This window comes from Chloroflexota bacterium (assembly GCA_020850535.1).
Lineage (GTDB): Bacteria > Chloroflexota > UBA6077 > UBA6077 > JACCZL01 > JADZEM01.
The window spans coordinates 29,845-44,466 of the sequence record JADZEM010000079.1; the positions used below are offsets into that span (position 1 = coordinate 29,845).

A 14,622-nucleotide genomic window follows, 5' to 3' on the forward strand; every position below is an offset into this window, starting at 1 on the left:
TATCCTACTGCCCTGTCGCCGCGGCTGTAGCCTGCCGCACCCGATAGACGGTCGTTTCGGCCTGGACATAGGCCGGCTCCAGGTAGGCTGCCCGGCGCGGGTCGAACGCCCCGATGGCGCGCTCGGCCGGCCCCAGGAAGACGAAGCGGACGTGGTAGCGTGCCAGTGTGCGCTGCCGCTCGGCGTCGTCGGAGCCAGCGGCGAAGAACCGGTTCACCATCTCGCGCTTCCCGAAGAAGTCCAGGGTGTTCGCACCGTGCCCCAGGAAGGCATGCGCTCCGGTGTAGCCTGGCACGTAGTGTCCGATGGACAGCGAGCTGAGCACGACATCGGACGGCGCGGCGTTGGCCTCCAGCCACCGGAGGGCGGACACGTCGTCGCGATGGAGGTAATCCGGATAGGTGTGGCGGTTCAAGTCCACGATGCGCCACGAGAACAGGTAGAGGTTCGTCGGGAGCACCAGCAGCACGATGGCCAGCGGTGTGAACCTGACCAGCCCGGCGAGCCGCCCCGGCAGGGTCTCGCGCAGCCAGGGCATCACATGGCGGTAGAGCCCGATGGTCGTGAGGATCGCGAGCGGCACCTGAATGCCGCTCAGCAGGTTGATCTGGAAGTTGAACGGGAGGTAGATGATGAGGGCGTTGACTGCCAGCCAGCCTGTGACGAACAGCTCCTCGACGCTCCGCAGGCGCAGCGGCACGAATCCCCGGAAGGTGAGCGCGGCCACGATGGCCGGCACGCCCAGGTAGATCAGCAGCTGCGCTGGCTGCGGGGTGAACACGCCCAGGTTGCGGTACTGCTCCAGCACTTGCCGCCACTCAGCGCTGCCGGCCGAGACCCACATCCAGTAGAGCACGCTCGGGGCCGAGAGGCCGTAGAACGCGGCCAGCATCATGATCCAGCGCCAGCGCCAGCCGTCGCGCAGAACCGTGACGACGCCGAACGTCCCGACGACGGAGTAGGCCGTCACGATGTTGTACGGGTGGGCGAAGCCGAGGCCGCAGCACAACAGGCCGGCCAGCAGCGCCCGCCGTCCACACTGCCGGCGGTACGCATCGAGCATCAGGCCGAGCGAGCCGATCAGCATCGAGGCCGACAGGATCATGTGTGGCACCACCATGATGCCGAAGAAGGAGTTCCCGGGGAACCCGTGCACCAGCAGGGGCAGCGGCAGCTCGCCGAGCACCTGTTTCGCCAGCACCAGCACCCAGCCAAAACCCGAAGTCACGCAGGCCAGCGCCACGGCGACACGCCGCTCCCTGCCGGGCAGCACCAGCCCCGTGAACGCCCCGAGCACCAGCACGAACGTCATGCCAGCCAGGACGCGGAACCCCTGGTTGATCGCCGCGAAGCTCCAGCCGGTCCAGGCCTCGATGCGCCCAACCAGCCACCACACGGGGTTGAAGAACGTCGCCGGGCCCGGCTCGGGGGTCAGCTTGTTCTCGACGAAGACGCGGTCACGGGACTCGCGCGCCCAGGACATGTACTGCGAGTAGTCATGGGTGGTGAAGGTGATACCCATGAACTGACGGTCGGCCGGCGCTGACGCGTACGCCCAGGCGTAGGGCGCCGTCGTCACCACCAGGAGCAGGGCCGCCAGCGACAGCAGGAACGGCAGATCGGCTCGCCAGACGCTGATGCGAGCGGGGCGCGCGACGACGCGGGCGAATCCCCCGGTCCGTGCAGCAGTCGTCGGCGTGAGGGGCGCCGAAGCCTCCCGCACGGCGGCATGGTCGATGATGGCCATGGACGGCTCCCGTCAGATGTGGCTCAGAAGGTACCGGTACGAGGCGACGTTGTTGCGCGCCCGCTCTCGGGCGGGCGGCCCGGCAACTGCGCTTGCGCCGGCCCAGGCGAGCAGCTTCAGCAGCGACAGCGAGCGGACGAGGCCGAGGAAGACGGCGCTCTGCAGCGTCCCGTGGTTCTTCCGAAAGTAGAGCCACTTGCTCCGGTAGATCTGTTCCCGCCGCCGGGTTGCATCCCGACGATAGCTGCCTGCGACGAGGTGGACGGCGCGGGCTTCCGGCAGATAGCTCGTCGTCCAGCCGGCCTGTCGTGCGCGGAAGAACCAGTCCACTTCCTCGGCGTACATGAAGTACGCCTCGTCGAGGCCGCCGATCTGCTCGACGGCGGCCCGCCGCAGCAGCACGAACGCGCCGCAGACCCAATCGACAGGACGGGCCTGCTGGCTCTCTGCTTCGGTGTGGCTCGGAAAGGTGGGCGGCAGCAGCCAGCGCGACAACCCCGAGAGGAGCAGCACCTCGCTGTACAGCGTTGGAAAGTCGGCGTAGGAGCCTTGAAACGAGCCGTCTGGGTTGAGCAGCGTGCCGCCGACCGCTGCGACGTTCGAGTGCTCGTCCAGGTGCTGGCACATCCGCTCAACGGCGTCAGGCTCCAGGGTTGCGTCGCTGTTCAGCAGCAGGAGGTAGCGGCCCGTGCTGGCCTCGATCCCCTGATTGACGGCGGCCGCGAACCCGCGATTCTCGGCGTTCCGGACCAGCACGACGTTCGGAAACCGCGCGGCCACGTGCTCCGCGCTGCCGTCGGACGAGGCGTTGTCCACCACAACAATCTGGTGGCTGCGCGCGCCGATTCGCTCGCCGACCGTTTCGATACACGAGGCCAGCAGCTCTCGCGTATTGAAGCTGACGACGATGACGGAAAGCTCCATGCTGGCTCCTGCTTCAGTGCGTGGTCTTGTGCGCCGCCCGTGCGGCGTACGCGGCCAGGAATCCGAGGAACACCCAGGTGTGCACGGTGTAGCGGAACCCGGCGATGCCCTGGTTGTAGACAAAGGGGATGACCCAGTCGCCCAGGGCCATCGCGATGACCGCGCCGATCAGACCGCCGGCAGCGGCAGCCGTGAACCCGCCAGCAAACCCGGCCCGCCAGCTTCGGCAGGCCCGCCATGCGACGATGCCGAGCGCACCAAGCAGCCAGAGGAAGGCGACCACGCCGATGATCCCGGTCTGCGCCGCGATATCCACGTAGTTCGAGTGGGTGGACATCGACGATCCAGACCCCACGTACAGCGTCATGTAGTAGGCCGCGTAGCCGGCCGGCCCCGTTCCGAGCACGGGATACTGGCTCAGGAGATCCCACGCCTGCATCCAGATGTCCAGCCGCGAGTCCGATCCCTCGTCGATATTCGACTCGACGACCGCGTCGAAGATGCGGTCGGAGAAGGCCACCAGGAACGGGGCCGCCACGATGATGCCGAGCCCGGCCAGCAGCCGTGACCGCACCAGCGTGATGATGCCGACCGCCACCAGCGCCGGTATCCACCCCGAGAGCCAGACCGTCTGAAGAATCACCACCTTGAACAGGTACGCCCCTGCCAGGCCGATCAGCCCCAGCCGTCCGATGGGGCCGAGCCGGCGATTGAAGAGCGCCTGACCGTAGGACAGGGCCACGGCCCAGAGGGTGAACAGCCCGTTGGTGTTCAGGAAGGCCAACCGGGTTTCCAGCCCCACGTAGTAGCTGGAGATCGCGACGACACTGACCGCCAGATACGCCCAGGTGGCGACGCGGCAGTACCAGTCCTCCTGGCCCAGGTTGGCGCCTAACAGGAGCAGGCCAAGCGAGATGACCGTGACGGTGACCGCCGCGACCTGCACCAGCGCGAACGAGCTACCCAGCCGCAGGGCGACGCGCGGATCCACCAACACGTTCGATGCGATACACGCCAGCACCCAGACCAGACACAGGATGGCGACCGGCGCATTGAGCGGCGTCCGCACCAGGAACGCTCGGCGGCTGAAGACCAGCCAGCCGATCCAGAGCACGAACAGCGCGATGGAGATGGCGAGCGCCGCGACGATCGTGCTCTGCGTTCCCGTCCCCAGCGCAAACGGTACGACCGCACCAACCGTCGGCACGGACGCCAGCCCGTACCCGAGGACGCGGGCGAACCGCTCGGTCGGTGCCATTGGCTGCCGTTCGCCCAGGCTGCGCTCGCTCCAGGTGGCGGCGGGCGAGGGCACAACATCCCCTCGATGCACCGGCCATACTGCCGCCGAGGCCACCGACGCAGGCCGCTGCAACGCAGCCGACTCGTGCTCCATCGCGGTCATGCACCCCCAGGGATCTGCGAGGTTACAGCGTCGCTGGCGGCGCGCCAAACCGCCCCAGCAGAAAGTCAGCGAGTGCTCGCAACAGCACTGGGACATACATACGTCGCTGTCGATACCGTGGCCGGAGCGTCCAGCTCATCGCCGTCCGCAGGAGATCCAGCGCGGACCACGCGACCGTGCCGAACGGAGCACGAGTACGGCGCAGGAACAGCAGTCGGTTCCGCGCCATTAGGTACAGATGTAGCGGGGACTCTCCACGCTCATTCGGCTCGATATTGTGCCAGGCACTTGCTGCGGGAACCCAGACCACTCGGAAGCCAGCAGAGACTGCCCTTCGGCACCATTCCGCCTCCTCGTAGTATGCGAAGAACGCCTCATCAAGCAGGCCAATCTGTTGGATGGCCGAGACCCGAACGAGCAACATGCACCCTGTCACATAGTCCACGTCGCGCGCGTGGGTCAGTTGTTCAAGGCCACTCAGCGTGGCATCTGCTCCGGGCTGGCTGGCGCGCCCGAAGCGATCAATGTGACCAGCCGATGACCAGACAACCAGGCGTTGAGCACCGTAGTAGATGGTCGGCCCGATCATCCCGATCGTCGCATCAGCTTCCGCCGACTGGTAGAGGCAGATGAGGTCTTGTTCGGAAATCCCCGCATCATCATTGTGCAAGAGCACATATGATGCGCCATGATCTATCGCCCATCGAATGCCGACGTTGCAGCCGCCGGCAAATCCGAGATTCGTGCGGTTCCGGATGATGACAGCCCGCGGGCACGCCTCATACATCGCTGCATCACTCAGCGGGACACCGCCATTGTCCACCACCAGCACCGTGATGGGAACGGCTTGTAGAGCCTGCAATCGAGCGAGGCAGGCCAGCGTCTCATCGGCTCGCTTCCAGTGCAAGATGATGACGGCAATGGTGGATGCTTGAACGTGCTTGTTCACATCAACTCACGAGAGGTTCCGATGTCGGGCGCGGGCGCATCGACGCGCCAACGGAGCGGAGCACCGCCAACTCGCCAGGCTGTACCACGCCCAGCAGAACCAGGAGCATGCCGTACATGACGGCGGCAAGCAGGATCGTCACCACAGTTGGAAGCTCCTTCATGAGCAGAACGCCAACACCCATCATTCCCGTCGCGACCAGAGGAAGGATCAGCGTGCGCTGCCATGAGATCTGGGCCAGCGTCGCGCGGAGATACCAGACGTACTGGCCGACCAGCACCCCTTCCGTGACCACCGTCATCGTGGCCGCTGCGAACAGCCCGAACCACGGGACCAGCACCAGGTTGCACAGGATGTTGATGCCCGTGCTCACCAGGACCGCCCGCGCCACCGAGCGCTCAGCGCCGCCGATCACCACCACGTACCCCAGCAGCTCGGACGCGAACATCAACGGCACGACCAGGATCAGAATGGCCAGCACCGGCCCCGCCTCCACGAAGCCCGCGCCGAAGAGCAGCGCGACAATCTGATCCGAGAGCACGAACCCGCCGACCGCGATGGGAAGGGAGACACTCATCAAGTAGCGCAGGGCCGTCCCGTAGATGGACGGTAGCGACTCCGGCGCCTGCGCAGCCTGCCGCGTCAGCGACGGGTAGAGCGCCGTGTTCAGCGCGTTCGAGAGGAACACCGACGCGAAGACCAGGCTGTACGCGGCGTTGTAATAGCCCGTCTCCGTATCGCCCCACGCGATGTTCAGCAGCACACTGTCGAACTTGTAGGACAGCCCGAGCGTGCCGGCGATCACGGCGAACGGCGCGCTCGCCCGCAGCAGCGGCAGCCACTGGTCTGGAGACGGACGCCCCGGCGTCACATCCAGGCGTCTGACACCTCGCCAGCACAGCCAGGCCATGATCGACACGCCGACCAGATTCGCAACGACCAGCCCGTGATACCCTGCCCCGACGATCAGCGCTATGGCGCCCAGCACCACAAAGGCCAGTTGATTCACGACCTTCGCCGCGGCGGCAACGTGCAGCCGTTCGAAGCCCGCCAGCACGGCCTCGCACGCGCCTTGCGCCGAGTAGACCATCAGTCCGACCGCCCCGACCGCCAGGGCCACCAGCATCGCCGTTGGACGGTCCGTCGCCCAGGCGGTCAGCACGATCAGCACCGCGGCGACGCATCCCAGCAAGACGCGGAGCACCACCACGTTGCCAAAGAACCGGTCGATGTGCGCCTTCCCGTCCTCCAGGGCACGCCACCGGCTGACCTCACGAACGGTGAAGACTCCGAGGCCCAGGTCTGCCAGGAACACAAACGTCGCGCCGAACGCCAGGACGGCCGCGTACTGGCCGAACTGCTCTGCGCCAAGCTGACGCACCACCAGCACCGAGAAGCCGAACGAGAGTACCTTGATGGCCGCCTGCGCCCCAATGCCTGCGAACGAGTTCCGAAGCACCGTCGTCGCGAGGCCGCTCATGCTCGCTCCGACACGTGCACAGCCGTGGGGGCAACGGACCCTGCCTGCGCGCCTGGGTGCCGCCGCTGCCAGGCCATGTTGTACACCCCGAGAATCGCCCGGGCCGTGTTCTCCCAGGTGAACTGTGCCGCCCGCTCGTACCCCTGTGCCCTGTGCCGCTCGCGCGCGCCGTCGTCGGTCAGCACCAGCTCGATGTGCCGCGCGAACGCAGCGTCGTCCTCGGCATCGGCGAGCAGGCCAGCCCCGCCAAGCACTTCCGGGAGCGCCCCTCGGTCTGACGAGATGACCGGCGCGCCGCAGGTCATCGCTTCCAGGACCGGGATACCGAAACCCTCGATCCACGAGGGAAACACGAACGCCGCTGCCAGGCTGTACAGACCGATCAGGTCAGGCCGCGTCGGTGCGATCAGCAGGTACGCCTCACCGCGCGCCTGCGCCTCGATCACCGCTGGCGCCACGTTTGGGCGTCGCGCGAAGAAGACGATGCGATGGGTGTCGCGCAGCGCCTGCGGCAGACGCCGCCACGCCCGAATCAGCGTGCCAGGATTCTTCAGCCCATCGGCCAGCACGAACGGCGTCTGGATGCCGTGTCGCCGCCGCACCTCGTCGAGCCGGTCAGGGTCCGTCACCCTCCTGAGATCAGGCGTCGGCGCGTGCGGCACCGCCACGATCTGTGACGCCGCCACACGCCCCGTTCCTGCGATCTCGCGGCGGGCGTGCTCCGAAACCGTCAACACCAGGTCGGCCCGCCGCGCCGCGTACTTGGTCCAGGCCTGCAAGTAGAGCATCTTCGCGATGGTGCCTGGCCGCTTCGGATGTCCCCGCACGATCTCGTAGATCGGCAAGAGGTTGATCGCGTCGTGGATTGTGAGGACCGTCGCCGCGCCGCGCGGCCCGATGCCGTAGTTCGCCGGAAAGTGCACGACCTCCAGGCGGTCCGTCTGCATCGTGCGCCACATCCAGAGATCCTGCTGCACGGTGGAGAGCGCGCTGCGCCAGGGCAGGCGGCGCAGCGTCACCGAGGGCGGCAGATCGGCCAGCTCAAATGGCTGCTTCGTGTCCGCGTAGAGGATCACCTCGAACTCGCTGGCGAGATCCAGGAGGGCCGGCACGAAGTGGCGCACGTAGGTGTGCACGCCGCCCACAAGCCCGTGCGAGAGGTAGCGAACGTCGATGCCAAGTCGTCGGCGGGCCATGTCAGGCGCTCACCGGGAGCGTGGCCCCACGATACAAGTCGAGCAAGGCCACGATCTCCTCGTCGATGGTTCGCACGGGCTGGATCCCCGCGCGAAGCTCGTCCAGCAGCCCCGGCTCCGTCGTCAACCGGACGATGGCCGCCGCGAGTCCCGCTGCATCGCCACGCTCGAAGAGCAGCCCGTTCTTGCCGTGCTGCACGGCCTCGCTCATCCCGCCCAGGTTCGTGGCCAGGGCTGGCCGCCGCGCCGCGAACGCCTCGCTGATCACCAGCGGCGTGTTCTCGTACCAGAGCGACGGCACGACTATCGCATCCAGGCCAGCCAGCACCTCGCGCAGGTCGCGCGGCTGGTACGGTCCCACGAACTCGATGCGGGCATCCCCCTCGGCAAGCTCCCGAAGACGTGCCACGTACGACGGGTTCTTCTCCAGCGAGCCGAAGATCCGCAGGCGCACCGGCCGATCCGTGGGGAGTGCACGGACGGCGCGCACGGCCACGTCAACACCCTTGAGCGGCTCGATCTGCCCAAGGTATCCGAGCACGAGCTGGCCGTCGTCTGCGCGCCGGGCCGTCATCGGCCCCCACGAGAGATCCATGCCGTACGGTGACACCGTCATCGAGTCAGCCGAGTAGCCGCCGCGGACGAGCATCTGCTTCAAGAACCGCGACGGCGCGATAACCGCATCGGCCTGAGCGAAGGCCTGCCGCAGGTGGTCGAGGCGCGTCTCGGCATCGCCGACGTACCCGCGCAGCCCCGGCAGCCGTACCAGCGCCGGAGCGTGGCTCGCGGCCAGCAGCGCTCTGGCGACCAACTGCGGATTCGTTCGATCCATGATCCCCCGCAGCGAGGGAGAGCCAGACGCCAGGCAGCGCTGGCAATCGGCCGCGGATGTCGGGCCGGCGCACAGCGAGCCGTCGCCGCGCAGGAGCGTGTGGCGAATACAGAGAAACCAGAAGTCCGTCAACGTCAGGATCGTGCGGCAGCCGGCCTGACGAGCGGCGCCCAGGATGTTGGCGCTCAGCGAGTAGCACGAGGTGACGTGGACGACGTCCGCGCCGACCTCCCGCAGGTACGCGCTGAAGAGCGCCGTCGCCTCCGGGTTGTCGTAGAAGGTTCGGAACGGATGCGGTGCACGCACCCAGTCCCACGAGAGCCGTCGAACGGGGATGCCGTCGTAGGTGTCGTCCTCGGCGCGCGGCGGCCAGCCGTGCGCGGCGTCCAGCGAGCCGGCGCAGATCACGAACGGCTCGTGACCGCGCGCCCGCAGCGCCCGCGCCAGCCCGAGCGTGTACGACTCGGTCCCGCCGGACTGCGTCGGGAAGAAGAAGTGGGTCGCAAGCACGACTCGCATGACCGTCAGTGCACTCCGGCGGCAACGGCCGGCCGCGCAACCTGCTCCAGCAGGTCGCACAGGCGCGGACCGATCGCGTCCCAGCTGTAACGCTCACGGACCAGCCGACGGCCAGACGCAACCAGCCGTGCGCGCAGATCCGTATCCTGGAGCAGCGCCTGCACCGACGCCGCGAACGCATCCGCCGTGTCGGCGATCAGCAGGTGCTCGCCGTCGCGGACGTCCAGGCCCTGCGCGCCCTTCGAGGTCGAGACGACGGGCGTCCCGATGGCCAGGGACTCGAGGATCTTGAGGCGCGTGCCGCCCCCCACCAGCAACGGCACGACGGTCACCATGCTCCGCGCGATGACCGGCCGAATGTCCGGCACGTATCCCGTGATGGTGTAGCCGTCCATCTGGGGCAACTGGTTCAGGTCAACGCCAGCGGTCTGCCCGGTGATGTTCAGGCGACAGTCCGGCGCGAGGGTCTTGAGCTTCACGAACACCTCGCGCAGGAACCAGTCAGCCCCTGAGAGGTTGGCTGAATAGGTGAGGGCGCCAGGAAAGATCAACGCGCCCGGGACCGGCGTCTCACGCAGGTGGGCGTACTGGCCGAGATCGACCCCGTTCGGGATCACCATTGCCGGCCGATACTCCGGCGCCAGCGCCGCGACGTACTGCCGCTCCGGCTCTGAGACCACGGTACACGCGGCGAACAGGGGCAGCACCCGTCGGAGGTACGCACGCAGCTTGATCCAGGTCAGCTGGTGGCGAAGCGTCTGGAGCGGCCGTTGCCATCCTGAGGCCGCGTCCCGGAAGAGCGCGATCTCCAGCTCTTCGAGCACCACGGGAACGCCTGTTGCCTGCGCGGTCTCGATGCCGTACGGGACCATCGATAGTTGCGATGCGAGCACCACGTCGAACGAAGTCGTCGCGAGCAGTTCGTGCAGTTGGCGGGAGAACTCGGGACGGTGCGTATCGACGAGGTAGCGCGGCTCGCTGGAGAATATCCCGGCGAGCGCCTTGCCGCTCCTCGGCTGAAAGCGGCGGTACGCCACCACCCGAACGTCTGCACACACGCTGCGAAGGTGCGCCAGCGCGTCGTCGTCGATGTGGTCCAGCTGCTCGGCGCAGGTGAGCAGCGTCACGTCGTGGACCCGCGCAAGCTGACGGAGCAGGTTGTAGATCCGCAGCTTCGCCCCGTTATCCGCCGGATACGGGAACCACCGCGACAGGAACAGGACGCGCACGAGTCAGGGCTCCCGTTGATACAGGTCAAAGTCGCCGTACGAAGCGATCTTCCGAAACCGGCCTTCAGAAAGTGCCTGGCGGTAGATGGCGCGGAGCCCATCAGGACAGGGCAACTGTCCTGGGAGCCGCCACCGCTGACAGTGTCGTCGCCACGGCATCCAGCTCGTCGGTCGTCAGCCCCGGATGCACCGGCAGGGAGAGCACCTCGCGGCTGGCGCGCTCGGACTCGGGCAGGTGATCCTCGTACCCCATGTCGCGGTACAGCGGCTGCTGGTGCACCGGCACCGGATAGTGGACGCCCGTGCCGATGCCCTGCTCGGCCAGGCGCCGCGCGACACCATCGCGGTCGTGCGGGATTCGCACGGTGTACTGATGGAAGACGTGCCGATACCCCGGCAGCACGACGGGTGGCCTCACGCCGGACAGGCGTGCTGACAAGCATGCCGCGTTCCGGATCCGTGCGTCGGTGAGCGCCTCCAGGCGGTCCAACTGCACCAACCCGATGGCCGCCTGCACGTCCGTCAGACGGAAGTTGTAGCCCAGGATCTCATGGTGGTAGCGCTCGCGCTGCCCATGACTTCGCAGCAGGCGCAGGCGATCCACGATCTCGTCGTCATCCGTCGTGACGAGACCGCCCTCTGCCGTGGTCACGTTCTTCGTCGCATAGAACGAGAAGCAGGCCGTCCCCGTCGATCCGACGATCCGTCCGTCAATCGCCGCGCCATGCGCCTGCGCGGCATCCTCGATCACGGCAAGCTGATGGCGCGCCGCGATCTCGTGGATCGCGTCCAGCTCGGCCGGCTGGCCGTACAGGTGGACTGGCACGATCGCCCGTGTGCGCGGCGTGATGCTGGCCTCGATCTGGCCTGGATCGAGATTGAACGTGTCTGGTCGGATGTCCACAAACACCGGGCGCGCCCCCACGTACAGCGCCGCGTTCGCCGAGGCGATGAACGTGAAGGGGCTGGTGATGACCTCGTCTCCGGCGCTGATGCCGTGTGCCAGCAGCGCCAGGTGCAGCGCGGCGGTGCCGTTCGACAAGGCCACGGCGTGCCGCGCTCCGAGCATCGCTGCGAACCGCCGCTCGAACTGCTCGACCAGCGCGCCTTGCACCAGGTGGCCCGAACGCAGGACCCGTGCGACCGCCTCGATCTCCTCCTCGCCAAGCATCGGTCTGGCGACCTGAATCGACCACTTCGCTGGCGCCTCAATCTGTTGCGAGTGCATGCAGCCGCTCCATCAACCCAGTGCGACGACGGTCACGCCGAAACAAATCACCAGCACCCCGACCAGCCGGGCCCACCCGATGGCCTCTCCCAGCACGATCCGCGAGCCGACGAGGATGAGCACGTAGCTCAGGCTCAGGAAGGGGTAGGCGTAACCAAGCTCCACGCGTGAGAGGCCGGCCATCCAGAACAGCATGCTCACCCCGTAGAGCGACATGCCGGCCCAGACGCCCGGGTTCAGCGCCATGGCCGACACGGCGACAATCGGGCCGCCGCGCAGGCCAAGTGGGCCGGACCTGGACATGGCCGATTTCAGCACCAACTGCCCGATTACGCCGATCACCACGCTGCACACAATCAGCACAACGGCTGGCATTGAGGACTCCTCACATCCGCGCCGGTCAGGACACGGCCACCGGTGACGGCGCCGCCCGGTGGGTGGCGATCAGTGGCAGCGCCTTCTGGGCATGGCGAACACTCGCCTGGCAGTTCGTCAGCTCGGGGTAGATCTGCCCGTTGTTGACCACGAACAGCCCACCGATCGGCGTCTGCATCGGTACCGTCGGCCGGGCCCGTCCGATCTGGTGCAGCGGCTCGACGAACCGCTCGCGGAACACGAACGCGTGGCGCACCGTGGACTCGCGGAACGCGGGCAGCATCTTCGAGAGATGTTCGATGTAGAGCTGTCGGAGCGCATCGTCGTCAAGCTCGTGGAACGGGCTGGACCGCGTCACGTACTTCGGCACATACACCAGGTGGTGCCCGCCTACATCCTCCGGCGCGATCACGTTGGTGGTCTCGATGACGCCCGTAAACGGCACGTCGCGGTCGGCGATGTTCAACGTGTAGTACGGAGACAACGGCCGATCCAGCAGCAGCAGCCCGCAGATCACGCCCAGAAACTCGGGCGGCGGCGGCAGGGCCAGCGCGCTGCGCGCCGGCTCCGGGACCAGCGCCGACAGCACCTGCAGCGGCGTCGTGACCACCACGCTGTCAAACGGCTGCTGCCGACCGTTGACGACGAGCCCGGTCACACGCTCGTCTTCAACCGTGATCTCGCTGATCCGGGCGTCCAGTTGAACGGTCCCGCCAGCCTGCTCGATCCGCTCCACCAGTCGATCGACCAGGACGCGGTAGCTCCCGACGACGTAGCCAAGCTGATCGCCGCGCCCGGCCGCTGCCTTCGTCGAGGACGTGCGCTTGATCCGCGACCAGATGTAGGTCGCCGGGGTCTGGTCAAAGCTCGCGTCGAACTTCGCGCGGAGCAGCGGCCGCCAGACCTTCTCGAACGCGCCTCGACCGCCCAGCCCCACCAGCCAGTCCTCGACCGGGGTCTCTTCGAGCCTGGCCCAGTCGTTGACGCGGAACGCACCGAGGATCGTGAGACCGAGACGAAACCGCTCGACCAGCGACAGCGGCGGGAACAGCAGCAAGTCCTTGCCGCTCGCCATCGAGTAGAGACGCCCGCCGGAGTAGAAGCCCTGGCGCGCCGCCGTGAACCGGACCCGGTCACTCAGATCCAGCTCGTCGATCAGGGCGAGAAGGTCGGTATCGCCGCCCAGGATGCAATGGTAGTACTTGTCGATAGCCACGCCGTCCACGTCGACGGTTTCGAGGAGGCCGCCAGCCTGGGGCTTCGCATCGAAGATCGAGACCTGGATGCCGGCTCGTGACAGGGCGTACCCGAGCGCCAGCCCGAGCATCCCCGCCCCAACGATGCCTACATTCATAGGGACTGCCTCACGGAGAGCGAGGGCGCGGCGATCTGCGGTGAGCGCTCGACCGCCGGCACCTCGCGATGGACGCTCGACGTTCGGGCGATCAGGCAGACCCCGCCACAGATCGCCAGGACGCCAAGCAGTCGGACTGGCGAGGGGCTCTCACCCAGCAGCAGCCAGGAGCCGACCAGGACGGCGACATAGTTCAGGCTCGCGAACGGATACGCAAAGCTCAGATCGACGCGTGACAGCGTGATCAGCCAGAAGAACGTGCCGGTGACCGTCACCACGAGGCCCAACACGACCAGCGGATTGAGGGCCAGCGCCAGCACCAGCTCTGGCAGTCGGGCCGGCGCGAGGGTCAGCGGCCCGATCTGGGCGAGACCCCACTTGAGGAGGATCTGGCCGAGCACGGCGAAGACGCCGCTCACCAGGATATACGGCAACGCATTCACAGGAGTCACCACCTCGGGCGCGACGCCGCGCGGGCGTCGTGCCGGTATGTTCCAGAGGGAGAAGCCGCTCGCATCTGGCAGCGGATCGACAGCGCACCGGCCGTCGGCGTCAGTTAGGACGCATACTCCCGTGGCCGTTGCTCGCGCGGCGTGCTGCGCCGACGGCCCGCGAGCAGTCCCCACTGGAATCGCAGGTGCGAGCGGATGATCCGGGCCACCCGGGCCTTCGACTGCCCGTACCGGCGGGCGCGCAAGACGCAGGGCAGCTCGGCGACGACGCGGCCGTCGCGGATGGCGTTCGCCAGGATCTCGGTGACGCCCAGGAAGCCATCGGACTCGAACTCGGCCCGGTCGATGACGTGTCGCCGATACGCCCGGAACAGGCACGTGTAGGTGTGCACCCGCCAGTCGAGCAGGACGCGATACATAAACGATGCCGACTTGCTCAGGAAGATCCGGTAGGCCGGCACATTCTCAACACCGCCGTCCGGGTGGTAGCACGAGGCCGTGACGATGTCCACACCCGGCGTCAGGCGCTCGAGCAGCGGCGGAATCAGCGAGAACGGGTAGCTCGCATCACAGTCAGTCGTGATGACGATCTCACCCGTGCTGTACGCGAACCCCGTCCGCAGCCCCGCGCCGAGCCCTCGGCCCGTCTCGTGGCGCACGACCCGCACGGCGGGATCGTCGGCGAAGGTGGCTTCCAGAAGATCGCCAGTCCCGTCGACGCTCCCATCATCGATAAACACCAGCTCAACCGAGTACTGCTGCCGCAGCGCCTCGACAACCGGGCGCAGCTCCTGCTGCAGCACCTGGACATTGTCAGCTTCATCGCGGCAGGGGATCACCAGGGAAATGTCCACGACCCATCCTCACAAGATGCATCGCTCGAAGCGACAAGAGTTGCGTCATCGTTTGCACCGGCTGCGCCGCGTACTCAGGCA

13 protein-coding genes are annotated in these 14,622 nt (G+C 67.2%); all 13 read right to left on the reverse strand.

The window, feature by feature from the left end; all coding sequences use genetic code 11:
- Nucleotides 1-4: 4 nt before the first annotated feature.
- The 13 genes from IT306_11870 to IT306_11930 all read right to left on the reverse strand — a co-directional run bounded on the left by IT306_11870 (nt 5) and on the right by IT306_11930 (nt 14,541).
- The gene (locus IT306_11870) at nt 5-1,747 is read right to left on the reverse strand and encodes a hypothetical protein (protein ID MCC7369115.1); all 1,743 of its coding nucleotides are present in this window, start codon (nt 1,745-1,747) and stop codon (nt 5-7) included.
- Nucleotides 1,748-1,759: 12 nt separating this feature from the next.
- On the reverse strand, nt 1,760-2,671 hold the full coding sequence (locus tag IT306_11875) for a glycosyltransferase family 2 protein (protein ID MCC7369116.1): 912 nt from the start codon (nt 2,669-2,671) through the stop codon (nt 1,760-1,762).
- A gap of 13 nt (nt 2,672-2,684) precedes the next feature.
- Nucleotides 2,685-3,983, reverse strand: a complete 1,299-nt coding sequence (locus tag IT306_11880; GenBank protein MCC7369117.1) for an O-antigen ligase family protein — start codon at nt 3,981-3,983, stop codon at nt 2,685-2,687.
- Nucleotides 3,984-4,095: 112 nt separating this feature from the next.
- Nucleotides 4,096-5,022, reverse strand: a complete 927-nt coding sequence (locus IT306_11885; GenBank protein MCC7369118.1) for a glycosyltransferase family 2 protein — start codon at nt 5,020-5,022, stop codon at nt 4,096-4,098.
- Between the two features lies 1 nt (nt 5,023).
- Entirely contained in the window at nt 5,024-6,502 is a 1,479-nt protein-coding gene (locus IT306_11890) for a flippase (protein MCC7369119.1), read from the reverse strand.
- On the reverse strand, nt 6,499-7,698 hold the full coding sequence (locus IT306_11895) for a glycosyltransferase family 4 protein (protein MCC7369120.1): 1,200 nt from the start codon (nt 7,696-7,698) through the stop codon (nt 6,499-6,501). Before IT306_11895 ends, IT306_11890 begins: the two co-directional genes overlap by 4 nt.
- A gap of 1 nt (nt 7,699) precedes the next feature.
- Nucleotides 7,700-9,049: a glycosyltransferase family 4 protein gene (locus tag IT306_11900; GenBank protein ID MCC7369121.1), complete on the reverse strand. Its 1,350-nt coding sequence runs from the start codon at nt 9,047-9,049 to the stop codon at nt 7,700-7,702.
- 5 nt (nt 9,050-9,054) lie between these two features.
- Complete coding sequence (locus IT306_11905; protein ID MCC7369122.1) at nt 9,055-10,278, reverse strand: glycosyltransferase; 1,224 nt, start codon at nt 10,276-10,278, stop codon at nt 9,055-9,057.
- Nucleotides 10,279-10,378: 100 nt separating this feature from the next.
- Entirely contained in the window at nt 10,379-11,506 is a 1,128-nt protein-coding gene (locus IT306_11910; GenBank protein ID MCC7369123.1) for a DegT/DnrJ/EryC1/StrS family aminotransferase, read from the reverse strand.
- Nucleotides 11,507-11,518: 12 nt separating this feature from the next.
- Nucleotides 11,519-11,881 carry a multidrug resistance protein gene (locus IT306_11915; protein ID MCC7369124.1) on the reverse strand — a complete coding sequence of 121 codons (363 nt, stop codon included), beginning with the start codon at nt 11,879-11,881 and terminating at the stop codon, nt 11,519-11,521.
- Between the two features lie 25 nt (nt 11,882-11,906).
- Entirely contained in the window at nt 11,907-13,235 is a 1,329-nt protein-coding gene (locus tag IT306_11920; protein MCC7369125.1) for an NAD(P)/FAD-dependent oxidoreductase, read from the reverse strand.
- On the reverse strand, nt 13,232-13,678 hold the full coding sequence (locus IT306_11925) for an EamA family transporter (protein MCC7369126.1): 447 nt from the start codon (nt 13,676-13,678) through the stop codon (nt 13,232-13,234). The genes IT306_11920 and IT306_11925 overlap by 4 nt, the downstream gene beginning before the upstream one ends.
- A 113-nt stretch (nt 13,679-13,791) precedes the next feature.
- Nucleotides 13,792-14,541, reverse strand: coding sequence for a glycosyltransferase family 2 protein (locus tag IT306_11930; protein MCC7369127.1), 750 nt, complete (start codon nt 14,539-14,541; stop codon nt 13,792-13,794).
- Nucleotides 14,542-14,622 lie beyond the last annotated feature (81 nt).

Coding starts and splice junctions, on each gene's coding strand:
- IT306_11870 (MCC7369115.1), bottom strand. CDS start 1,747: ATGGCCATCATCGACCATGCCGCCGTGCGGGAGGCTTCGGCGCCCCTC.
- IT306_11895 (MCC7369120.1), bottom strand. CDS start 7,698: ATGGCCCGCCGACGACTTGGCATCGACGTTCGCTACCTCTCGCACGGG.
- IT306_11915 (MCC7369124.1), bottom strand. CDS start 11,881: ATGCCAGCCGTTGTGCTGATTGTGTGCAGCGTGGTGATCGGCGTAATC.
- IT306_11875 (MCC7369116.1), bottom strand. CDS start 2,671: ATGGAGCTTTCCGTCATCGTCGTCAGCTTCAATACGCGAGAGCTGCTG.
- IT306_11910 (MCC7369123.1), bottom strand. CDS start 11,506: ATGCACTCGCAACAGATTGAGGCGCCAGCGAAGTGGTCGATTCAGGTC.
- IT306_11920 (MCC7369125.1), bottom strand. CDS start 13,235: ATGAATGTAGGCATCGTTGGGGCGGGGATGCTCGGGCTGGCGCTCGGG.
- IT306_11890 (MCC7369119.1), bottom strand. CDS start 6,502: ATGAGCGGCCTCGCGACGACGGTGCTTCGGAACTCGTTCGCAGGCATT.
- IT306_11900 (MCC7369121.1), bottom strand. CDS start 9,049: ATGCGAGTCGTGCTTGCGACCCACTTCTTCTTCCCGACGCAGTCCGGC.